19 protein-coding genes and 1 pseudogene are annotated in these 20,370 nt (G+C 71.1%); 9 read left to right on the forward strand and 11 right to left on the reverse strand.

The annotated features are described in order from the left end of the window. Window positions 1–151: pseudogene (locus IH09_RS38305) on the forward strand (IS110 family transposase); the annotation flags it as partial. A gap of 5 nt (window positions 152–156) precedes the next feature. On the opposite strand, the gene IH09_RS32095 reads toward IH09_RS38305, so the two are convergent. After that, window positions 157–2,061 carry an asparagine synthase-related protein gene (locus IH09_RS32095; RefSeq protein WP_190233471.1) on the reverse strand — a complete coding sequence of 635 codons (1,905 nt, stop codon included), beginning with the start codon at window positions 2,059–2,061 and terminating at the stop codon, window positions 157–159. A gap of 741 nt (window positions 2,062–2,802) precedes the next feature. Here IH09_RS32095 and IH09_RS39440 point away from each other — a divergent pair. The 3 genes from IH09_RS39440 (at window position 2,803) to IH09_RS32110 (ending at window position 5,646) form a co-directional block, all read left to right on the forward strand. Further along, window positions 2,803–2,940 (forward strand): lasso RiPP family leader peptide-containing protein, encoded by a 138-nt coding sequence (locus tag IH09_RS39440; RefSeq protein ID WP_172450941.1) that lies wholly within the window; start codon window positions 2,803–2,805, stop codon window positions 2,938–2,940. Between the two features lie 802 nt (window positions 2,941–3,742). Further along, entirely contained in the window at window positions 3,743–4,417 is a 675-nt protein-coding gene (locus IH09_RS32105; RefSeq protein ID WP_052861066.1) for a transglycosylase SLT domain-containing protein, read from the forward strand. Window positions 4,418–4,527: 110 nt separating this feature from the next. After that, a complete protein-coding gene (locus IH09_RS32110; protein ID WP_052861067.1) occupies window positions 4,528–5,646 on the forward strand; it encodes a TerD family protein in 1,119 nt (372 codons plus the stop codon). A gap of 555 nt (window positions 5,647–6,201) precedes the next feature. On the opposite strand, the gene IH09_RS32115 is transcribed toward IH09_RS32110, so the two are convergent. Continuing rightward, on the reverse strand, window positions 6,202–6,750 hold the full coding sequence (locus tag IH09_RS32115) for a YciI family protein (RefSeq protein ID WP_052861068.1): 549 nt from the start codon (window positions 6,748–6,750) through the stop codon (window positions 6,202–6,204). A 363-nt stretch (window positions 6,751–7,113) separates the two neighbouring features. Between IH09_RS32115 and IH09_RS32120 the strand changes: the two genes are divergently transcribed. After that, window positions 7,114–7,425: a hypothetical protein gene (locus IH09_RS32120; protein ID WP_190233472.1), complete on the forward strand. Its 312-nt coding sequence runs from the start codon at window positions 7,114–7,116 to the stop codon at window positions 7,423–7,425. Between the two features lie 352 nt (window positions 7,426–7,777). On the opposite strand, the gene IH09_RS32125 is transcribed toward IH09_RS32120, so the two are convergent. The 5 genes from IH09_RS32125 to IH09_RS32145 all read right to left on the reverse strand — a co-directional run bounded on the left by IH09_RS32125 (window position 7,778) and on the right by IH09_RS32145 (window position 14,051). Beyond that, window positions 7,778–8,614, reverse strand: coding sequence for a dioxygenase family protein (locus IH09_RS32125; protein WP_052861070.1), 837 nt, complete (start codon window positions 8,612–8,614; stop codon window positions 7,778–7,780). A gap of 39 nt (window positions 8,615–8,653) precedes the next feature. Further along, window positions 8,654–9,526, reverse strand: a complete 873-nt coding sequence (locus IH09_RS32130) for a helix-turn-helix transcriptional regulator (RefSeq protein WP_240150703.1) — start codon at window positions 9,524–9,526, stop codon at window positions 8,654–8,656. A 330-nt stretch (window positions 9,527–9,856) separates the two neighbouring features. Beyond that, entirely contained in the window at window positions 9,857–10,582 is a 726-nt protein-coding gene (locus IH09_RS32135) for a DUF4232 domain-containing protein (protein WP_052861072.1), read from the reverse strand. A 420-nt stretch (window positions 10,583–11,002) separates the two neighbouring features. After that, window positions 11,003–12,121, reverse strand: coding sequence for a beta family protein (locus IH09_RS32140; RefSeq protein ID WP_052861073.1), 1,119 nt, complete (start codon window positions 12,119–12,121; stop codon window positions 11,003–11,005). Between the two features lie 466 nt (window positions 12,122–12,587). Beyond that, window positions 12,588–14,051 carry an alpha/beta hydrolase gene (locus IH09_RS32145; protein WP_052861074.1) on the reverse strand — a complete coding sequence of 488 codons (1,464 nt, stop codon included), beginning with the start codon at window positions 14,049–14,051 and terminating at the stop codon, window positions 12,588–12,590. A gap of 305 nt (window positions 14,052–14,356) precedes the next feature. Between IH09_RS32145 and IH09_RS32150 the strand changes: the two genes are divergently transcribed. Beyond that, a complete protein-coding gene (locus IH09_RS32150; protein ID WP_094793469.1) occupies window positions 14,357–14,884 on the forward strand; it encodes a DinB family protein in 528 nt (175 codons plus the stop codon). Window positions 14,885–14,899: 15 nt separating this feature from the next. Here the strand turns inward: IH09_RS32150 and IH09_RS32155 are convergent, their stop codons facing one another. Then, window positions 14,900–15,304, reverse strand: coding sequence for a hypothetical protein (locus IH09_RS32155; protein ID WP_143682174.1), 405 nt, complete (start codon window positions 15,302–15,304; stop codon window positions 14,900–14,902). Window positions 15,305–15,550: 246 nt separating this feature from the next. Here IH09_RS32155 and IH09_RS32160 point away from each other — a divergent pair, with 246 nt between their 5' ends. Next, window positions 15,551–16,210, forward strand: coding sequence for a DUF6058 family natural product biosynthesis protein (locus IH09_RS32160; protein ID WP_240150704.1), 660 nt, complete (start codon window positions 15,551–15,553; stop codon window positions 16,208–16,210). 46 nt (window positions 16,211–16,256) lie between these two features. Here IH09_RS32160 and IH09_RS32165 read toward each other — a convergent pair whose 3' ends face one another. The 3 genes from IH09_RS32165 to IH09_RS32175 form a co-directional block, all read right to left on the reverse strand. Next, window positions 16,257–16,442: a hypothetical protein gene (locus IH09_RS32165; RefSeq protein WP_240150705.1), complete on the reverse strand. Its 186-nt coding sequence runs from the start codon at window positions 16,440–16,442 to the stop codon at window positions 16,257–16,259. Window positions 16,443–16,590: 148 nt separating this feature from the next. Next, window positions 16,591–17,331: a PP2C family protein-serine/threonine phosphatase gene (locus tag IH09_RS32170; protein ID WP_052861078.1), complete on the reverse strand. Its 741-nt coding sequence runs from the start codon at window positions 17,329–17,331 to the stop codon at window positions 16,591–16,593. 216 nt (window positions 17,332–17,547) lie between these two features. Next, window positions 17,548–18,810 (reverse strand): site-2 protease family protein, encoded by a 1,263-nt coding sequence (locus IH09_RS32175; protein WP_110952727.1) that lies wholly within the window; start codon window positions 18,808–18,810, stop codon window positions 17,548–17,550. A gap of 414 nt (window positions 18,811–19,224) precedes the next feature. On the opposite strand from IH09_RS32175, the gene IH09_RS32180 reads away from it, so the two are divergent. Continuing rightward, a complete protein-coding gene (locus IH09_RS32180; RefSeq protein WP_052861079.1) occupies window positions 19,225–19,518 on the forward strand; it encodes a hypothetical protein in 294 nt (97 codons plus the stop codon). 502 nt (window positions 19,519–20,020) lie between these two features. Next, on the forward strand, window positions 20,021–20,206 hold the full coding sequence (locus IH09_RS32185; RefSeq protein WP_052861080.1) for a hypothetical protein: 186 nt from the start codon (window positions 20,021–20,023) through the stop codon (window positions 20,204–20,206). Window positions 20,207–20,370 lie beyond the last annotated feature (164 nt).

Consider the following 20,370-nt stretch of genomic DNA (forward strand, 5'->3'; position numbering starts at 1 on the left):
CCGGGACTTCTACCTCAAGAAGCGAGCAGAGGGCTGCAAACACGTCCAGGCCGTCATCGCCCTGGCCCGCCGACGCGCGAGTGTGCTGTGGGCCCTGCTCCGTGACGGGCGGCTCTTCACCTCCGCCCCGCCGGTCACGCAGGCGGCTTGACTTCATCATTGAGACTCCTCGGAGTTGGGGACGTGGTGCAGGCGGCGGGCGTCGTCACGGGCGGGGCCGGCGGGTGCCGGTGGGGCGGCGGCTCCCGGTGTGCGGGCGGGGCGGGCGGCGATCTCGCGCAGCCAGAGCTCGGCGCCGAGCGTCGCCTCCAGTTGGGCGGACCAGACGTCGCCGGAGGTGGGCGGCGTGCGCAAGGTGGTCCGCAGACCGGCGATGTCGATCAGGTCGCGGCGCGCCAGCAGTGAGTCCTCGAACAGCTCCAGCAGGTCGGGAACGTGTTCCTGCAAGGCGCGGTCGACGGACTCCTCGCAGTCGCCCTTGGTGGTCCGGTCCAGGATCACGTCGGGTACGAGACCGCGCAGCGCCGTGGCCAGCACCGGCTTGTACCGCCAGGGGGTGTAGCGCTCGCGGGGACGGATCGCCAGCACCGCCTCGACCACCCGGTCGTCCAGATAGGGCAGCTCCAGGCGCAGCCCCTCGGCGGCGTACTCGCGGGAGAGCAGCCGGAGTGCGGGTCCCGCGCTGCGCAGCATGGTGAGGGCCTCGTGCTGCCCCCGGTCCGGCGCCAGAGGGGCGATCCGGTCCGCCACGCCGCGGAAGACCTTCTGCGTGGTCCTGACGGCGTCCGGGGTGGCCCACGGCGTCGCCGGGATCCGCTCCCCCCAGCCCATGGACGGAGCCGGGCTCGGCGGCACGGGACGGCCGAGGTCATCGGCGCACCGCCGCCACCACGCGCCGAGGCTCTCCCGCCGCAACAGCCCGGACAGGCTGGCCGCCAGCGGCCAGCGGTACAGCGCCCGGTGGGCGCGCAGTTCCCGCAGGGCGGTCACCGGGTGGCGGCGGAAGAGCGTGTGCAGGTAGGCGCCGCTGCCGGTGAACAGCTCATCGGCGCCGTGCCCGGCCAGGTGCCGGGTGGCACCGTGTTCGACCAGCAGCCGGATCTCGGAGCGAATGGCGTTCATCCCCCGGGTGAGAGACCGCGGGGCTTCCGTGTCCGGCAGCGAGTACGGCGGGGCGAACACGGGAGGCGCGTCGGTTTCCCGCACGGTCAGGTGCTCGGCGTGCTCCAGCAAGCGCTCGGCCTCGGCGGCGTACCGGGGGTCGTCGTTGATCGCGCTGCCGCCGGTCCAGCGGAAGGTCAGCAGGTCAGGGCGGTGTTCGGCGGCGAGAAAGCAGAGCGAGGTGGAATCCATCCCGCCCGACAGATCCGCGGACAGCCGGCCCCGGTGGGGTTGCCGCTGGGCCACGGCCTCCCGCAGGCTCTCGCGCACCCGGGCCGCGCCCTGCGCCAGGGACAGCTCCGGCTTCGGCGGCTGCCACCAGCGCACCGTGCGGGCCGCGCCGTCACTGGGCATCACCAGGTAGGAGTCCGAGGCCACTTGGTCCACGCCGCGCCACCAGCTGCGCTCGTTCAGCGGCGCGAAGAACATCCCGTACGTCACGCTCGCCGCGAGCAGGTCCTCGTCCGGCTCCGCGCCGATCGCCCCGGCCAGCACATCGGCCCGGTCACCGGCGACCGGCACATCGCCCACCCGGGCGGCGAACACGCAGCGGGTCCCGGTGAGGGTGCCCTGGAACCGCACCTGGCCGTGGACGGACGCCACCAGGTGCGCGCTGCCGGGAAGCCGGCGGGCCAGCCGGTCCAGGTCCGGCAGGCCGCGTACCGGGGAGACCAGCGCGGACAGGCGTTCCGGCGTGATCGAGCTCGCACCGAACACCGCCACCCGCACCGGGCCCGCATCGGCCACCACCAGATCCTCCGGCGCCCACGAGCCGGCCAGCCACGGCCGCCCCGAAGCGTGGGTCACCCGCCGCGGCGCCTCGGCGCAGACTTTGCGGTGCGCCCACGTGCCGCCCGGGGAGTCCGGGAAGACCACAAGGTTGTCGTTCAGCAACTGCACATACCTCACCACCAGGTATCAAGGCGCCATCCGCGCCGCCGGCACCGCGTCCACCGCCAACCGCACACCGGTACCGGCCGGCCACGCGGCCGCCCTGGCGACACCGCGGCAAACGGCCTCCGCGACCGGCTCGCCGCCGGGCCGGCCGAGGCGATCGACCTGCGCGGCGATCCCGGTCGACCGCCACTTCGGCCGGAGCGCGACGGCCGCCGAAGAACCGTGCGCCACCGAAGGAAGGCCGCGCAACAGGGCACAGTTGACATCGCGCCATAAGCGTGACGGAAAGGAAGTTGACCTCTGTCACTACCGTGACGGAAAGAGACTCAAGGGACTTTCTCTTCGAAGACTGATTCCCTCAAGTCCGCGACGGCGGCGCGCATATGGAAAAGGTTTGAATTCCGTACCGCATACCATCCAGACGTCCGGTCGAATCTCGTTCCCTCATTCCCCACCGGGCGAAACGGCAGGCCAACGGGCGCAGGTGGCGCAGAATCCCGGTCGCCGCGCCGGCGTTCCCCGTACACCGCCCTTCACTTCAAGGGGCTTCGCCCGAACCCGCCTCCCGCCCCGTTCGATGTACACACGAACGATCAACCGTCTTTCTGACCGATCCACACAGGCGGGAGCGAAGCCGGATCATGGATGGCGGAAATTACGATGACGAGGTGGACACCCCGAATGGAAGCCGGTTACATGATTCAGCGTCATGCCAGGCTCAACCGAGTTGTATGGGAGAAAGCCATGACCAAGAACAAGCAGCAGCCGGAGCGTTACGTGCCGCCCACCGTCGCCAAGGTCGGCCACTTCAGCAAGGACACGGACGGAACCGTCTACACGCTGAAGGACGCCACGACCCTGGGCTTCAAGAAGCCCAAGTAACCCGGCCGGCAGGCATCGTCCGACCGATAGATGCTCGCCGTACCCGGCCCTGCACCGGACTTCGCCCTTGCATTTCGCCGCGAGATGACGATACGGGTGAAGTTTTCCGGGGTGGGGCCGGGTATTGCATTACAGCCTTCTTCCACCATTTCTCGCTCTGCCCTACGGCGCCCGGCAATTTTTTGGGGTTCCGATGGGGGGTTTCCGATGGGGCTTTCCGCGGCATCGGGCGGTGGGTGAATGGGCCAGCGGTAGAGGGGTCTTGAACCCGCATCCCGGGCTGCGTTTATGCGGATTCCGCGAAGGTAACTGACGGGGGTGCGCCTGGCACTGCGTCGAAGGCGTGCGTTCGGAGATCGCTGTCCGAGGCGGTTTACGGGTTCGGTGCGTGGTCCGCTACCGCCCAGTCTGCCGGGCGCCCGCGCTCGTGGTCGGCCCGGTCGCCCTCGTCACGGAGTTCGGCGCTGATCCGCGGGAGCCCGTAATTCCACGCCAACTCGCCGTCTCCCCCCTCTCGGTGAGAGGTGTACCGCCGCCTCTGTCTCCGCTGCGCACGGCGACCGGGCGTATCGGCTCCGCCGCCCTTGCCCCTGACGCCCTTCCCCCTTACGCACCGCTCCCAGGAGCACCGCGACGGCCACGAGGGTGTCAGTCCAAGGCAGCCACGCCGAAGAGCGCCCGCTCCTCCCCCGCCCGGATGCCGTGTATTGCCTCCCCCTCCCACGCCGTAACTCGCTCCCTGCGCAATCATGGAAACAAGGTGGAGACGTCGGAGTGGCGCGCGACTGAGGGAGAGCGGCAGATGGCTGGTGCACGGACGCGGTGGCGCTGGTTCGCTGTGCCGATCCTCGCCCTGGCCGTCTGGGCCGTGGTCCGTACGGGGCATACGCCACAGCAGACCGCCACGCCCCACGCGACGCCACCCACCTCCTCCCCCGCGCCCACCTCCTCCACCACACCCGGAGCCGGCGGCCACGCCACCCCCTCGTCGGTCTACGACCCCGCCGACTATGCCCCGCAGGTCCGTAAGTACGCCGCCAAGGCGGGGATCGAGCCGCGGTTGCTCATGGCGATCCTGTACAACGAGGCGTACAAGCCGCACGATCCGGACCTGGAGCGCGCCTGGCAGCGCCATAAGCCCGATGCGGCGTTCGGTATCGCGAACATGCACCGCGCCGCCTTCGAGGAGACCCGGCGGGGCCGGGATTTCGCCGACCGGAAGTGGGAGGAGCTGCCCGATGACCGGGGCCTGGCCATCGAGGCAGCCGCCTGGCATCTGCACGACCTGGCCCGCCAGTTGCCCGCGCAGCGGTCCGCCACCTTCTCGCAGTCGGACCTGCTGGCGATGGGCTACAACGCGGGGGCGGGCAACATGCTGGTCTTTGCGCGTGGTGTGGCGCCCGGCGCACAGGCCCAGTCGTACCTGGACCGCCTGCACAACAACTGGGGCAACGCCGAGAAGGCTGTCGCCTCCTGAGCCACAATCCGGCCGTCACTTCAGGAATTGCGCAGACCGGGAACCATGGGGATTTCCGCCGCGTTGAAGCCGAAGAACGCTGGATGCCAGGACAGTTGTGGAGGAAGCACATGAGTGTTGCCCTGACCAAGGGCGGCAATGTGTCGCTCGGCAAACAGGCCCCCGGCCTGACCGCAGTGATCGTCGGGTTGGGCTGGCAGGTGGGAACCGCCGGAGGGGCCGACTTCGATCTGGACGCCAGTGCCCTGCTGTGCGACAAGTCCGGCAAGGTCCTGTCCGACCAGCACTTCGTCTTCTTCAACAACCTCCGCAGCCCCGACGGTTCGGTGCGGCACTCCGGCAGCGAGCGGATAAGCGGAAGCGGCGGGGACGACGAGCAGATCCACGTGGACCTGAGCGCGGTTCCCCCCGAGGTCGCGAAGATCGTCTTCCCGGTCTCCGTTTACGAAGCCGAGCAGCGCGGCCAGAACTTCGGCCAGCTCCGCAGCGCCCACATCCGCGTGGTCGACCAGACCAACGGCACCGAGATCACCCGCTACGACCTGCGGAGCGAGGCCGCCACCGAGACCGCGATGCTCTTCGGTGAGCTCTACCGCCACGGCTCGGACTGGAAGTTCCGCGCCGTCGGCCAGGGCTACGCCTCCGGACTCGCCGGAATCGCCCAGGACTTCGGCGTGGATGTCCTCCGTGAGGAACCGGCCGCCGAAGCCGCGCCCCCGGTTCACACCCCGCCCCCCGGACCGCCCGCTCCCCCGGTGGCGGCGGCCGCCACCGGCTCGCCGGCGTTCGGGCAGGGCTCCGCCACCACACCACAGCAAGCGACAGGGAGTTCCCCCATGACGTGCTTCTTCGACCCCGGCCACGGCCCTGGTATGTCGGCCGTGACGTGGTCCCCGCAGTGGGGTGTCCCGCGTCAGATCCAGGCGTGCGGCGGCTGCGCCCAGCGTGTGCAGACCACGCCGCCGCCGTACTACACCCCGGCCCAGGCGGGGTACCCGCAGCAGGCACAGCAGGGCTACGCCCAGCCGGCCCAGCAGGTCTATGCGCAGCCGACGCAGCAGGACTATCCGCACCAGCAGGACCAGCAGCAGGGCCGCCGCTTCGGCACGGGCGCACTCATCGGCGCCGGCGCGGCCGGCCTGGTCGGCGGCGCCCTGCTGAACGAGGCGTTCAGTGACGACGAGCCCCAGACGGTCATCAACAACTACTACGACGACGATGACGACTGAGCCACAGCCACACCATCCTGCGCCCGGCCTGCGGACTCGTCCGCGGCCGGGCGCACGGCATTCGGCACACGATGTGGATGCCGAAGGAGGGACGCGGCACGGTCGGTATCAGCGCCTGTGTCTGTGTCTGTTCCCGTCCCAGTCTCCGTATCCGTCCCTGCCTCTGCCTCTGCCTCTGTCCCAGACTTAGTCCCTGCGTCTCCGGTGAGGAGCGTGGGGCTGCTCGGTGGCCCGCACAGGGACCTGGCAGCCGGTGGTGAACCGGACCGGACCGTCTGCCGGCCACGGCGCGTGAGGATGCCGACGACGGCGGACGCCGAGTTCCACGCGGCCTCGCGCTGTGACACCTCCCCTACCGCCCCCGGCTGCCGCCTGACCGTGCGCCGGAACTCCCCGGTCTCCTGGGGCAGCGGCCCCGAGCGGGGGCCTTCACGCAGCGGGAACCCGGCTTGCGTCAGGCCGATGTATCCATTGATTCACGTGAAACACGAGGATGGATGCCGAGCGATCCGGGAAGGGCTTCGGCAGTGGCGTGGGTCTGGACGTCCTTGGTCATCACCGCCGCCCGCCGAACTCCCAGTTGTGCACCTCAATATCGGCGTACCGATCCGGAGTCAGGATGGCTCGTGCCGTTTCCGGGTCCGGCGCCTGGACCAACGCCGCCGTGCCCAGCCAGGTGGCGCCGTTGTCGGACAGCAGCGGCCCGTAGGCGATCAGCTCGTCCCGGTCGGGCGGCACCGCGAGGTCGGCGGCCTGCCCCGCGCCGAGGCCGAGCACCAGGTACCGGTTGCCGCCGGTCCGGCCGCCGGAGAAGTCCCACATGGTTCGCTCCAGCGTGTTGCGCCACCGTCGCAGCAGCACGTCCCGGTAGGCGCCGGCCTGGTAGTTCGGCTCGTTGAAAGCGAACGCGCGGGCGGCGGCGGGATCGGGCAGGTCGACGATGTGCACGCTGCCGGTGGGGGTTTCACCGTCGTCGGCGAAAGTCGGGCCCCGGGCGATCAGCTCCTTCTCGTACCCGTCCATATAGGACCAATGCTCTTCCAGCAGTTCGTGGCGCAGCGACAGGGATCCGGGCCGGTCGCGGTGGTAGCAGAGGAACTCCATGCGCAGAGGATCCCTTCAAGGAGGTGACCGGGTCGAGCGGGTTTCACCGCGTCGGCTGCTCGGCGGTCTCATCGGAAGGCCGTGTGCCGACACCGCGCAGCGGATGGGCGTCTCCTCGCCGATACACCGGTGCGGTACGAAACACCTGGGCGGTACGAACCCTCGGCCGTTCCTGGCGGCCGTGCCCGGCGACCCGATACGGCGACCCGGTACGGCGTACCCGTATCCGGGGCGCGCCGGGCCCCGGGAACGCCGTCCCGCCGAGGGCCGTCTATCACTGCGGCGAAACCCTCGCCCCGAGCCGTGAAGGAATCCGCCGTGCCTCTCCCCTGCGTCCTTCGCCGGTCGGTCGCGCTTCCGCTCGTGACCGTCGTGATCCTGCTCGGCCTCGCGGTCTGGTACGTGTTCTCGGGCTACGGCGCGGGGCTGCTGCCGCAGAGCAGTTGGGGGCCGTGGCGGGAGAAGTCCGTGGACAACTGGGCGGTGCGGGTGCGGGTCAACTCGTGGAGCGACGCCGCCGAAGCGTATGTGCACATGGGCAAGGCGGAGGACTTCACCATGGAGGCGTACGGCACGTCGGCCGATGCCACGACGGTGATGGACGGCACCCGGTTCACCCTGACCCCCGGCGGCGAGGTCACCGGACAGCAGCCGAAGAAAGAGGGCGCGAAGTAACGGCACCCCCTCGGAACCTGTACGAAGAGGAGCTCGGCCACCTCGTCGAGTACGCCGAGATGGCCCCGTGTACTTCGTCCTGGCCCGAGATGCGGCCCGGGTCGCCGCAGGGCGAGGCGGCGCCGAGGCTCAGGTGCGGACCGTAACCGCCACGCTGTTTCCGTTGGCGGTACCGCCGGGCCACCATCACCCCGCTCCCCCGGCCCCCGCCGCCCGGCTCCCGCCGCCCGGCTCCCGCCGCCCGGCTCCCGCCGCCCGGCTCCCGCCCGCGCCGGAACACCCATCGGCGTCCCGGCGGGGCGGAGAGCGCGTCCCGCGGACGGGGCGCGTCGCGCGTATCCGGCGGCCGGGGTCAGACGCGCTGCCAGAGGGCCGGGGCGGACGGTGGTTCCCAGCCCGTGCGGGCCGTGTGCGCCTGGCGGCACCGGTAGGTCGTGCCGGCGTAGGTGACCTGGTCGCCGGTCCGGTAGTCGGTGCCCGCCGCCCACGTACCGCCGGGGGCGGTGGGTCCGCCGGTGGGTTGCTGGCCGACGTTGAGGACGACGTCGAAGGTCGCCTCCTTGGCCGGGCCGGCCTGGCGGACGTTCATCAGCAGGGCCGGGTCGAAGATCGGGTCGGTCTGGTTGCGCGGCTCGCCGGGGAAGTACAGCTGGGTGGTGAGGATCTGCTCATGCGGCGCCTGGACCTTGACGTGGAGGTGCCGGGTACGGCCCGGATACAGGCCCGGCACGATCGTCTCCAGCGTGAAGGCGCCCCGCGAGTCGGTGAACTGGTGCCCGCGGAGCCGGAACCCGGTGTTGTCGTACTCGCCGTTCGTGTCCGCCTGCCAGAAGTCGAGCAGGGCGTGGGCGATGGGCCGGCAGGTCACGCCGAAGACGTAGCCGCTGACCGTCAGGCGGGTGCCCGGCAAGCCCGGCTCCAGCAGCGACGTCCGCTCCGGCGAATCCGGTTTGAAGTAGGGGCCTTCGATCTGGGGTGGTGTCGGGTCGTCACCGTCGTCGCAGAACGGTGTGGGCGTCAGCGGCTGCTGTGCCGTCCCGGCGTCCCGGGCCAGGGCGACCCCGCCGAGCAGCATCGGCAGCGGCACCGCCGCCAGCGCGGCCTTGAGCAGTCTCTTACGGCTGATCCCCCGGCGTTCGTCCTGCGGTGGTACGGATGCGTCCTGCGGTGGTACGTGTGCGTCCTCCATGAGGCCCTCCTCGGAAGTCGTTGACGTACTCGGACGACGCTAGGCGGACAGGTCGGAGGGGTCGATGGACTCGCTACGGTGAACGTGGTGAATCCCCTGTGACCCACGGCGGAACTCGCCGGGGCTGACACCCGTCTCGCGGCGGAAGAACCGGCAGAAGTAGGCCGGATCGGCGAAGCCCGCATGGCGCGCCACCTGCCGGACGGTCAACTCCGTGCTGGCGAGCAGGCGTTTGGCCTCCAGCGTGCGGGCGGCGCGGATCAGCCGGCCCGGGGTGCGGCCGGTGCTCTGCTTGACCGCCTCGGCCAGATAGCCGACGGTCACGCCGAGTTGTCCGGCACAGGCGCTCACGGACAGTTCGGCGCCGCCGGGCCGGGCGATGAGCTGGGCGAACTCCCGTGCCACCACGGAGGCCCGGCCCGCCTCCAGTTCCGTCTCCGCTGCCGCACGGCGTCCGCCGGGGAGCCGTACCGCCCGGGTGAGCAGCACATGCAGATGCGCCTGGAGCACCGAGATGAAGCCCTCGTCCCGCTGGTCGAACTCGTGCCGCATCTCCCGGACCAGCGCGCGGAGCCGGGCCGCCTCCGCGCCGTCCAGGCGCAGCCAGGGGCGTTCACCGAGCCGGCGCAGCAACTGCCGGTCCTCCGGGTGCGCGAGCAGGAAGTCGTCGGTGAACAGGATCACCCAGCCGCGCAGTCCCGACGCCCGCTCCCAGTAGTGCACCTGACCAGGGGAGATGACGCACAGCTGCGGGGGCAGCAGCGGCAGCCGGGTGAGGTCGACGACGTGGTGGCCGGTGCCCCCGGTGACGTACACGATCTCGTGGAAGGTGTGCCGGTGCGGGAAGTCGGCCCGGGAGAGCGGCCCGATCGTGTCGAAGGACCCGATGGCGAACGGCAGGATTCCCGGCATGGGCACGTCCAGCCGGTGTAACGGCACAGGGTCGTCCGCCCGGAGCCGCGCCTGCCCCCGCGCCCCTCGCATCACCCGCACAGCGTACGGCGGCGGAGCGCGGCCGTCCGTAGGGCAACCGGTCAGGTCGCCGGCCGGCGCCCGTTGCCGCCCATTGCCGCCCGTTGCCGCCTATGGAGGGGGCGCGGGGTCGCACGGGCGGTGCCGGGAGGTCCCCCTCCCGGACGCCATCCCCGTTCCCGGCACTCGCCGCCGTCACCCTCACCGCCGCCACGGTCACCGCCGTCACCGCCACCGTCGCCGTTGCCGTCGCCGGGAACGGAGCCGCTGTCAGTGGCTGTCGACGCCGTCGAAGGGCACGGCGTCCTTCGCGGAGGTGTGCCAGTTGGTGACGATCGGCTCGTCGACGGTCATCGCGTCGACCGGCAGGCTGACCGGGTTCGGGTCGCCCTTGCCGACGCCGACGATGATGCTCTTCAGTTCCTTGCCGTTCTTGTTGTTGGTGGTCTTCGGGTTCACCCCGGCGTAGGCGATGGTTCCCCCGCTCAGCGTCACCTGCTGTCCGACGGACTGCTCCGCCGGACCCGCCTCGGTGCCGTCGGATCCGAAGGCCACCACCGGGAGCGCGGCGGGCAGGGAGCAGGTGATGCCCGGCCTGGCCTTCGCCATGATCAAGATGTAGCCGCCGGCCTGGGACTCCGACCGGGTGCTCCAGGAGATGTCGTTGGCGCCGCAGACCTGCCCGTAACCGCTCTTGCCGCCGCTGCCGGAGGAGCGGACGGTGCCGGAGCCGCTGCCGCTCTTGCCCGACTTGGCCTCCGCTTCGGAGCCCTTGGCAGAGTCGTGACCGCTGCCCGTACCGGTGGAGTTCCGGCCGGTGTCGGCGGACGACTCGGGCGCGGCGGCCTCCCCGGCGGCGGACGCGGCGGCGGAAGGAACCTGCGCGGCGCCCGTGTCCTTGTCGCCCGTGTCCTTGTCCTGGCAGGCGGTCAGCGACAGGGCCGCGACGAGGGCGGTGGCGGCCAGGGCGGTGGTGCGGATGTGGTTCTTGCGCATGGGGATTCTTCCCGTGTTGGTGGAGATGGAGTTGGAGGGGGAGTTGGAGAGGGGTCTGCCGGGCGCACTCGGCGGTGTGCCGGTGGCGCGGTGCGTTCGGGCGAGGAGCCGGAGCGCTCCGACGGCGAGAAAGCGGCCGCCTCGCGCCGGCCACGGCATCGGGTCGTATCCGGTACCGAGGGGGTGAGCGACGCTGCTTCCCGTGCCGGGGCTGCTGTCCGGTCACAGCTTTCGGGGTGCCGGACCCGGGGTGCAACGGGCTACCGAAAGAATGGGACGCCGGAACGGCAATATGCCCTCTGACTTGCGGAAACTACCTACTCCTGGAATGGCGTCCGGGTACGGTCCGGGGAGCGGAAGGCGCTGAGGAACGGCAGACGCGAGTTATCCGAGTTCTCTAAGTTCTCTGAGTTCTCTGAGCTATCCGAGTTCTCCGAGTTGCCGGAGCTGTTCGGGGATGTAGGTCAGGTGCTGGATGTGCCCCTGCGTCACCCACGTTTCGGCGTTGCCGGGGTGCTCGTTGGACGGATCGGCCGCTCGGTCTTCGAGCCAGCGCTCCGCCGCGCTGGCGCCCGGCCGGAAGGGCGCGTACTTCGTGATCTTCCGGGCGACGCGGTCCATGCAGCTCGCCTCGCCCCGGGTCCGGTGAGCGCCCTTGCCGATGAGGAAGTGCTCGGCGAGGGTGTAGCGGGGCTTCTCGAAGATGTCGAGCGGGCCGGTCTCGACGGGGTCATCGCAGCTGCGGGGGTGGAGGGTCGAGTAGTCGCCGTAGACGAGCCCGCCGCCCCGCAGGCCGTCACCCGTCCCGCGCGAGCGCAGGGCCGTCCACACCAGCCACTCGGCGCGCGCGACCATGACGACCTCGTGGCGTTTCAGGCCCTCGTCGCTGTACGGGAAGGACCCGCCGGTCAGGACCGTGGTCCGCCATGGAGCGAGATCGGCGAGCAGGGCCAGGGCACGGCGCGCCCGCGCTTCGGCGGTGTCGGCGTCGGACACCTGGCGGAGATCGATCAACAGGTCGGTCCGCTCGGGCGGCACACCGGTCCGGTTCAGCAGTTCGGCGCACCGGTCCCGCACTTCGCCGGCCAGGGCGGCCGACGAGTCCGCGGGTATCCGTACGCCCAGGGCGCTGTCCCATTCCCTGGCCACCGCGCCGGCCGCCGCCTGCTGGATCGGCCCGCGTTCCGGACCGGTCACGGGGCGCAGCTCGGTCCCGGCCAGGTCGGACGCGAGGACGTCCCATACGTGTTCCCGGACGAGTTCGAGGGTGTCCTCGGCCCATCGCGCATCCACCCAGCCGGGGCGCAGCCCGTGCCGGGTGCGCAGGGTGTCGGCGGTGGAGTGGAGGTGGTGGGCCAGGGCCACCGGGTCGTCGGGGGTACGGCCGCCCGCGGACAGCGGGTCCGCCGGGCGTCTGATCCGCGGCGGGATCACCCATAGGGGCTCGATGCCCGGCTCACTGGCGGACCCGACCTTCGCGAGGGCCGTGAAGGCCGCGCGTCTCGCCGGGAGGACCGGTACGTACGTCCGGACGTCCACCGGAACGTGCCGAGGCGCCCTCGACGCCGACGCCGCAGCAGACACTGTCGTCCCCCCGCCCGCCCCTTACCGGAAGGTGCCTGTTCGGAGGGTGCCCGCGCCGGAACAATCACGAAAGGGCGCGTTTCAGGTCATGGTCCGTAATACGCCAAGATCGGGCGCAGTACGTCAAGATCGGGCGTGGCGTTTCAAGATCGGGGCGTAGTGGGCGGGAGCCGGGCGTAGTACACCGGGACGCTTCGGGCCGGAGTCCGCAGAATCCATGGCCCCAGCCGTGGCCCCAGCCCGGGGCCCTGTCCCGCCGGGCCCCTCGCCCGCCCCCGTACCGGATCAGCACAGCGAACCAGCACACCGAAACAGCACAGCGAGTCAGTACTCCGGATCAGCACAGCGAGTCAGCGCACCGAAGCAGCACACCGAATCACCCGGCCCAGGATCGGTCCGCGCCGGACCGGTCCGCGCCGGATCAGTCCGCGCAGAGCACGTCCCCCGCCGGCCGTCGGCCGGTCGTCAGGAACGTGGTGACGGCGCGGTCGCCGCAGGCGTTGCCGTTGGCGAGGTAGGCGCCGTGTCCACCCTGGCCGCCGTGGTCGACCGTCACGAGGCGGGCCCGGTCGCCGAGGGCCGAGCGCATCTTCAGGGCACCGGAGTACGGGGTGGCCGGGTCCCGGCGGTTCTGGATCATCAGGATGTCCGACGGACCCTCGGCGGTGATCCGGGTGGGCTCCTCCGCCGGTGCGTCCTTCCAGAAGGCGCAGGCCGAGACGTTCACCGGCATCCCGGCCGTGAGCGGGTGCCGGACGCGGTCGGCGGCCACCGCGCGGGCGTACGAGGGGACCGTCCCCCGCCAGCGCACGTCGTTGCAGATGGTCGCGATCATGACCGCCGCGTCCTGGTCCGGCAGGGGTTCGGCGAGCTCGGCGGGCAGGACCGGTTCGGCGGCCGGGTCCTGGGCCGCCTGGACGAGCCGGGCGAGCTGAGGGAAGGAGCCATTGCCGGCCAGGGCGTTCTGGAGGGCCTGCCGCAGCAGGTTGCCGGTCAGCGGAACCCCCACCGTGGTCGAGTCCTTCGGATTCCGGTCCAGCTTCGTCGCGAGGGCGAGGAACAACGGCCGTACGTCCTCGGGGCGTTGGGCCAGTCGCAGCCCCTCGTCCTGCCGGGCCGGGTCCGCCGCCCAGGCCGCGAAGTCGGGGAACCGGTCGTCCACGCCGACCGCCATGTTCGCCAGCCAGCCCTGCGCCACCCGGGCCGGATCGGGGTCGCCGTTGCTGTCCATGACCCAGCGATCGGTGTGCTGCGGGTACCTCTGCGCGTACACGGCCGCTACGTACGTCCCGTACGAGACGCCCCAGGCCGACAGCTTCCGCTCGCCCAGCGCCTGGCGGAAGCGGTCGATGTCGCGCACCTCGTTCGCGGTGGAGAAGCCGCGCAGCACGGCGCCGCCGCGCCGGCCGCACGCGTCGGCGATACGCCGGGACCGGGCGACGTTCTCCGTGATCTCGCCGTCCGGTCCCGGCCAGGACCGCAGGCTCACCAGATAGCGGTCGTCCGGGGCGAGTTCGCAGCTCGCCTTCGTACTGCCGCCCAGCCCGCGCGGGTCGAGCGCGACGATGTCGTACGCGCCCGCCATCTCTTTCCGCAGCGCGTCCCCCTTCTGCGCCAGCTGCCGCGCCCCGGACCCGCCCGGCCCGCCGGGGATCAGCAGCAGCGCCCCCCGCCGCGCCGCGGGCCGCTCACTGCGGAGGCGGTACACCGCGAGGGTGAGCTGCGGGCCGCCCGGATCGCGGTAGTCGACCGGCGCGGGCAGCTCCGCGCACTCCCGTCCGGCGGGGCCCTTGGGCTCATCGCAGGGGCGCCAGGTGAGTGCGGGGACGGCGGTGGCGGCGGGGACGGCAGCGGCGGCAGTGACGACATCTCCGACGCGGGACATCGGAGCGGTCGCGGACGCGGACGCTGACACAGCCGTAGCCGCAGCCGCAGTCGTAGGCGCAGTCGTACGTGTGGGCGCGGTCGCTGCGGTGACGACCGCGGCGGAGAGCACGAGGAGAAGCGCCGTACTGGGATAAGTGGACATGCCACAAGGGTTGTTGAGGGATCTGCCCACGCCCATCCGGCAGCCACCAAGCCGGTAGTGGGGTTAGCCCCAGCGCGCGGCCCGCCGGGCCGTGACCCGCGTGACGATTCCCCGCACCTTCCCCTTCTGTCCGCGCCGACGCCTGTGCGAGGGTGCCACATATGGGTACGACACCGGACGGGCGGCCGATCCCGCCCCCGCACGCCGATGAACGGGCCATGCTGGAGAGCTGGTTGGAGTTCCACCGCGCCACGCTGGCGCTGAAGTGCGCGGGACTCGACGACCGTCAGCTGCGGCTGGCCTCGGTGGCGCCGTCGGCGATGACGCTGCTGGGCCTCGTCCAGCATCTGACAGTGGTGGAACGGAACTGGTTCCAGCGGGTGTTCGCGGGCCGGGAGGCGCCACTCGGCCCCTCGCCCGAAACGGACGACGGTTTCGCGCTCGACCCGGACCGCGACGCCGACGAGGTGCTGACCGCCTGGCGCGCGGAAGTCGCCCGGAGCCGTGCGGCGATCGCCGCCGCCTCGTTGGACGACTCCCGCGCCCTCCCGGAGCAGTGGGTCGCGCTGGTCGGGAGCCGGGAGGTTTCGCTGCGCTGGATCCTGGCCCACCTGATCGAGGAGTACGCGCGCCACAACGGCCACGCGGATCTCCTCAGGGAGCGCATCGACGGCGCCACGGGGGCCTGAGCGGCCCCGGCCCCTTCAGTCCCACACCACGGACCATACGGACGCCTCGGCCGGCACCTCGGGGACATCCCGGAAGGTGTCCACCAGGCCCGGCAGGACACCGCCGGCCGCCCAGCCCTCGGTCCACGCCGCGCAGGTGGCTTCGTCCGCCGTGGTGCAGACCGCGACGGCCTCGGCGGCGAGCACCTCCATATCGATGGTCTCCGGGTGCAGTTGGACCCGTACCCATCGGACGTCCGCGCGCCGTTCGATCGCGCGCAACTGCGCGGCCAGCACCGCCAGCGGCGGGCGCCCGTATCCCCATTGGTTGGGCGCGAGGGACTCCTCGTCCGTATTGCCCTCGAAGAACTCGTCCAGCGTGAGCAGGGGCATCGGGCCTCGCTCACCGGAACGCTCGACCACCTGAGTCGCGGAGATCACGAACGTGATAGTCGCACACGTTTTCGATTTACGCCATGGATGAGAACCGGTCCACGGGGAGCGGACCGCACCGGGGGCCGGCCCCGCCACCGCATCATCCGCGCATACCCGCCGCACGGTTCGGCGGGGACCGAACCATCAGGTCGGTAGCGTCCGGACACGGCGCGGGAAGCGCCCGTATGCGTCATGGCCAGGAGGACGGCCAAGAGGCTGACGGAGAGAACGGCGAAGAGGGCGGAGACAAGGATGGCGACGGACGAGACGACGGCGGAGGGGACCCCCCTGCCGCAGACAGACCTAAGACAACTGAGACAACTGAGACAACAACTGGCCGACCGCTTCCGAGAGGTCAACGGCGATCACCCGATGACGGCGGCCGACGACGCGTACGTCAGCGCGCAGTACACCCCCCTGGAGGAACTGTGCACCGACCGCGACGCCACTGAAGTCCGACGCCTCATGCTGGCGCGGCGCCTGCCGCTTCCCGGGTATCTGCGCTCCGACGGCGCCGAGATGGTGCCGGCCGATCTGTTCGCCCTCGCCGACGAGGCGGGCGGGACGGAGCGGCTGCACGCCTGGTTCACCGCGCACTGGACCGATCCGGCCGCCGCCGAGGAGGAGTGGCAGGCGTACCTGAGCGGGCAGTACGTGTGCCTGCGCTCCGTGACCCCGGCCACCATTCAGCGCAAGGAGCAACTCACGGCGGCCATCGGCGCCGCGCCCGGCGAGCCCGCCGCCGGGACCACCCGGTGGACGGTACGGCTGCACGCCCTCATCGACGAACTCGACGCGCTGGAGCCCGCGTTCACGGCCTACGACCGCTTGCGCTTCGGCGGCCCGACCTCGCGCGACACCTGCATCGACGCGATGCGTGCGCGTTTTCCGCGCCCCGAGCGGGTGCGGTAGTCGGCGCCCCGTCCGTCCCGCCCGTTGCGCCCGTCCCGAATACCACCTATTCCCAAGTACCGCTCCACTGCCCCGTGACGCGGAACCAGAGCCCTGGAGCGTAGGTCGTGTCGACGACAGGGGCTTCGCCCTTCGCCACCCGCAGGATCCGCAGCGCGCCACTGGGAAGTACGTCGTACTCGTAGGTGACCTGCGAGACGCCCTTCGTGACGTCGTCGAAAGTGACATCCACGGCGCTCGGATCCGCGTATTCCTGAGGAGGCCGGTTCTCCACCAATTTTATGAAGACACCCATGTCTTGACGATAAATCCAGCGTGGCCTTCCCGCGCGGCGGGCGGTCTCCGGTACGGCCGGTCCGGCTCCATCGGCCGCTGTCCGCCTACTCACCGATGCGGATGAGCGCGAGCGTGATGTTGTCCGGGCCGCCCGCCTCGATGGCGGACTTCCACAGTTCGAACGCGGCCCGGCCGCCGTCGTGGGCCCGCAGCAGGTCGTCGATCGCCTCCTCCGGGACCGGGTCCGTCAGACCGTCCGTACACACCAGATAGCGATCACCCACGGCGAGCGGTGACGACGTGACGTGCGGCGTGATGGCGCTGAACTGGGGCGCCCCGCCGAGCGCCTGCGTGACGATCGGCGTGGTGCGCTGCCCCGGCGGCAGCGGCGGGCTGTCGTCCAGGCTCACCTGCCGAAGCCCGTCCGGCGACGCACCGAGCACCCGGCTGTCGCCGACGTTGAACACCAGCAGTGACTCCGGTAGTACGACGGCACCCGCGACCGTGGTGCCCATGGTGACCAGCGCCGGATCGCGGTCGGCGGCCACATACACCGCGTGATTGCAGACCTTCAGGGCGTCACGGACGGCTTCCTCGCTGTCGAGGGCGGGGCCGGACGAGGCCAGTTGCCGGACGACCAGCGCACTGGCCACCTCACCGGCCGGCTGGCCGCCCATACCGTCGGCGACCGCGACGACGAGCGGCCTGCCGAGGGGGAACACCAGCGTCTGCGGATTCTCGGTCACGGTGCCGCACAACGTCCATGGACCGGCCACCAGGCTGTCCTCGTTGTGATCGCGGATCAGCCCGGTGTGGCTCAGCGCAGTCACTGTGATGTACGGCATCGACGTGTCCCGCCTCTCCACGACAGCAGTCGCGTCCCGCACCACCATTGTGGCGCCGCGAACGGCGGCTCGCCCTCGCAGGGCGGCGGCGAGCGCCTTCGCCGGGCGGCGGCTCCCGGGCTCTCGGGCTCCCGGACGCCCGGTTGCCGTCGTGCCTGGGCACGGCTGCGTACTCGGTCCGGTACGTCCGGACCCGCCCCCACGCGATCGGCCCGGTCAGCCCCGCCCGCCGTCGCCCCAGCCGCTACCCCAGCCGCTGCCGCTGCCGCTCTGATCGCTACCGCTATCGCTATCGCTCCGATCGCCGTCGCCCCGGCGCCCGCCGCCTCCCTGTCCATGTCCCCGTCCCCGTCCCCCGTCACCGAGTCTCAGCGTGTGCCGCTGCATCAGCCGGGAGATGTCCTTCCCGGTGACGATCCCCACCAGCTGCCCCGCCTCCACGACGAGGATGCGCATGCCCGTACTCAGGCGGATCTTGTCGAGTGCCGCGCTCAGCAGCTCGTCCGGAGCGGCGACCGCGCACTGGGACAGCGGAGTCGCCACCTCGCGCACCCGCAGCGACTCCCGGCGCGCTCCCGGTACCGCCGCGAGCCTGCGGAGCTGCACGATTCCGCTGGGCCGGCCTTCGAAGTCGAGCAGCGGCAGCGCGGAATGGTGCGACTTCACGGCCACCTCGTCGATGAACCGCTGGGCGGTCAGCCAGTCGGCCCCGGTCGCCACCGGGCTCGACATCGCATCGGCCACCCGCACCCCTCGCAGCGCGGTGTCGAGCGTCGTACGCCGCCGTTCCGACGCGGCGGCGAGCATGATGAACAGGCCGACGAAGACGAGCCACAGCCCGCTCGCCGCACCCCGCAGGACCGATATCCAGCCGACGGCCACCAGCAGCACGCCCATGACCTGGCCGCTCCGGGAAGCCGCCAGATCCGCACGTTCCCGGTCTCCGGTGCGCCACCACAGCAACGCCTGCACCACCCGTCCCCCGTCCAGCGGTACGGCGGGCAGCAGGTTGAACACGCCCAGGAACAGGTTCGCCCAGCCGAGCCACACCAGGACGACGGCGGGCACCGACCAGCCGGACAGCGCGTGCAGCCCGATCGCCGCACCGACCGCGGCACCCCCGATGACCAGGCTGGTGAGCGGCCCGCTGACCGCCACCAGGAACGCCGCCGCGGCGGTCTGCGGCCGCCCCATCCGCGTCATCCCGCCCAGCGCCCACAGCGTCACGTCCTCGACGTCGATCTTCTTCCAGCGGGCGGTCGCGGCGTGCGCCGTCTCGTGGAGCAGCAGGCTGCCCATGAGCAGCACGGCCCCCACGACACCGGCGAGGGCGTATACGGCGTCCGAGCGCCCCGGAGTCCACAGGGGCAGGGTCTCCCGGCCGAGCCCGTACGCGAACAGCACCACCAGCAGCGGCACACTCCAGTGCATCCGCAGGGGCACCCCGACAACACGTCCGACACGGACCGAGCCGTTCATCGTCGTCTCCCGCCCGCTCGGCGCCCGGCCCCTCCGAGCAGGACCTCGCGACCTGCACTCCGTGGACCGGGCAGCACGGCACTCACCACAATTGTCACTCGCGCGGCCGCAGGCGGTAGGCCGACGTCATTGGGAACCGTGCCGCGCCCGGCGGGCCAGCGCTTTTCCGCCGCATCCCGGCGTTTTCCACAGCTTCCCGCCGCTTTTCGCGCTGCCACGTCGACGTCGGTGATCTCCGCTCCGGCACCTCGCCACGCGAGTCGGTAGACGCCCGGGTACGCACCTGGGCACCTGCGCACGCGCCCGGGAACCCACCCCATCCGGACCGGACGTATCTACGCTGGACGTATCGGGGGCTGAACGTACAGACGGCACTACGGACGGCACTACGGACAGCACTACGGGAGGTGCGTCATGGCCACGGGCCGGAGCCACCACTTCCACCTGGACCTGGGTGACCACTCGGTCACCGTGAACATCGGACCCGGCAGCGACGGAGAGATAGAGCTCCTGGTCAACGGCAAAGTCGTCGCCTACCAGAAGGAACACGGCCCCGGCGTGACCCTCCTGACCGGCGAACTACCCGACGAACCCGCCCGCCCCTTCCGGGTCCGCGTACGCGAACCACACCTCATCCCGTCCGGCCCCCGCTCCACCCTGGAGCTGAACGGCGTGGAACAGCCGATGCCGGAGCGGTCGCTGCTTTGAGCTTTGCGGGGGGGCCGGCTGCGGGGGGCGCGGCGTTGTGTGCGCCCGGCGGGGTCGCTCCTCGCACCGCAAGCGGACTGGTCTCCGGCGTCGTGCTCACTTACGTTGGTAGCGAACCTGCTCCCTGCGCATGCGGGGATGGTCCTTAGGGCGGGCAGTGGTGCACCAGCACTGGTACACGTCATCCCCGCGCCTGCGGGGCTTCTCCCCGCCGACGAGGCTTCTCTCCCTGAGGGCTTCAACCTTCGCAACTAGGGAGACCACTGCTGAACTTCGAAGAACCCAGGCACTTGAAGATCGCTAAGCGAACAGGGACGCCAAGATCTTCAGCCAAAGCCAGGACAGACCAACGCTCCACCCCCTACCGTCTGATGAGTACGCAGCGGCACGGGCGGATCGCAGCCTCGCGCCGGATCGACCACGCCCGAAGGCAGCCGATCCGTCACGGCGAGGGCAAGGCGCCGGCCGCATCCTCACAGTGCTCAGCACCCAAGGAGAGATCTTGTTAGGCAACATCGCCCACGACGATCAGGACGGCGGGCGTTCCGCCGACGTCCTTCAGCTGCTCATGGCCCTGGTCGCGGCAGGGCCCTTCACGCCCTCACCCCTCGCACCGTGGGTCTGGGGTATCGCAGTGATCGTGGTGGTGGTACTGGTCGTCCCCGGGGCGAGGAAGTGCCGCAGCTGAGCAGCACAGCCCCATTGCGGCCGACACACTCGTAACACCTGAACCACTGCGGGCACGGATACGGGCACAGGTACGACGCCGGTCGGCAGTCACCGTCGGGGTGGCTGCCGACCGCGCGAGGGGGTGTGGGGGTGAGCGCCGAGTGAAGCGCTCGCCTGACCCCG

The organism is Streptomyces celluloflavus, from assembly GCA_000720995.1.
GTDB classification, from domain to species: domain Bacteria; phylum Actinomycetota; class Actinomycetes; order Streptomycetales; family Streptomycetaceae; genus Streptomyces; species Streptomyces celluloflavus.

What these genes read in the sequence shown, in the direction of transcription:
- IH09_RS32130 (WP_240150703.1), bottom strand. Translation starts at nt 9,526, where the DNA reads ATGCCGGGAATCCTGCCGTTCGCCATCGGGTCCTTCGACACGATCGGG.
- IH09_RS32110 (WP_052861067.1), top strand. Translation starts at nt 4,528, where the DNA reads ATGAGTGTTGCCCTGACCAAGGGCGGCAATGTGTCGCTCGGCAAACAG.
- IH09_RS32145 (WP_052861074.1), bottom strand. Translation starts at nt 14,051, where the DNA reads ATGTCCCGCGTCGGAGATGTCGTCACTGCCGCCGCTGCCGTCCCCGCC.
- IH09_RS32150 (WP_094793469.1), top strand. Translation starts at nt 14,357, where the DNA reads ATGGGTACGACACCGGACGGGCGGCCGATCCCGCCCCCGCACGCCGAT.
- IH09_RS32170 (WP_052861078.1), bottom strand. Translation starts at nt 17,331, where the DNA reads ATGCCGTACATCACAGTGACTGCGCTGAGCCACACCGGGCTGATCCGC.
- IH09_RS32160 (WP_240150704.1), top strand. Translation starts at nt 15,551, where the DNA reads ATGGCGACGGACGAGACGACGGCGGAGGGGACCCCCCTGCCGCAGACA.
- IH09_RS32125 (WP_052861070.1), bottom strand. Translation starts at nt 8,614, where the DNA reads ATGGAGGACGCACACGTACCACCGCAGGACGCATCCGTACCACCGCAG.
- IH09_RS32180 (WP_052861079.1), top strand. Translation starts at nt 19,225, where the DNA reads ATGGCCACGGGCCGGAGCCACCACTTCCACCTGGACCTGGGTGACCAC.
- IH09_RS32115 (WP_052861068.1), bottom strand. Translation starts at nt 6,750, where the DNA reads ATGGAGTTCCTCTGCTACCACCGCGACCGGCCCGGATCCCTGTCGCTG.
- IH09_RS32135 (WP_052861072.1), bottom strand. Translation starts at nt 10,582, where the DNA reads ATGCGCAAGAACCACATCCGCACCACCGCCCTGGCCGCCACCGCCCTC.
- IH09_RS32175 (WP_110952727.1), bottom strand. Translation starts at nt 18,810, where the DNA reads ATGAACGGCTCGGTCCGTGTCGGACGTGTTGTCGGGGTGCCCCTGCGG.
- IH09_RS32105 (WP_052861066.1), top strand. Translation starts at nt 3,743, where the DNA reads ATGGCTGGTGCACGGACGCGGTGGCGCTGGTTCGCTGTGCCGATCCTC.
- IH09_RS39440 (WP_172450941.1), top strand. Translation starts at nt 2,803, where the DNA reads ATGACCAAGAACAAGCAGCAGCCGGAGCGTTACGTGCCGCCCACCGTC.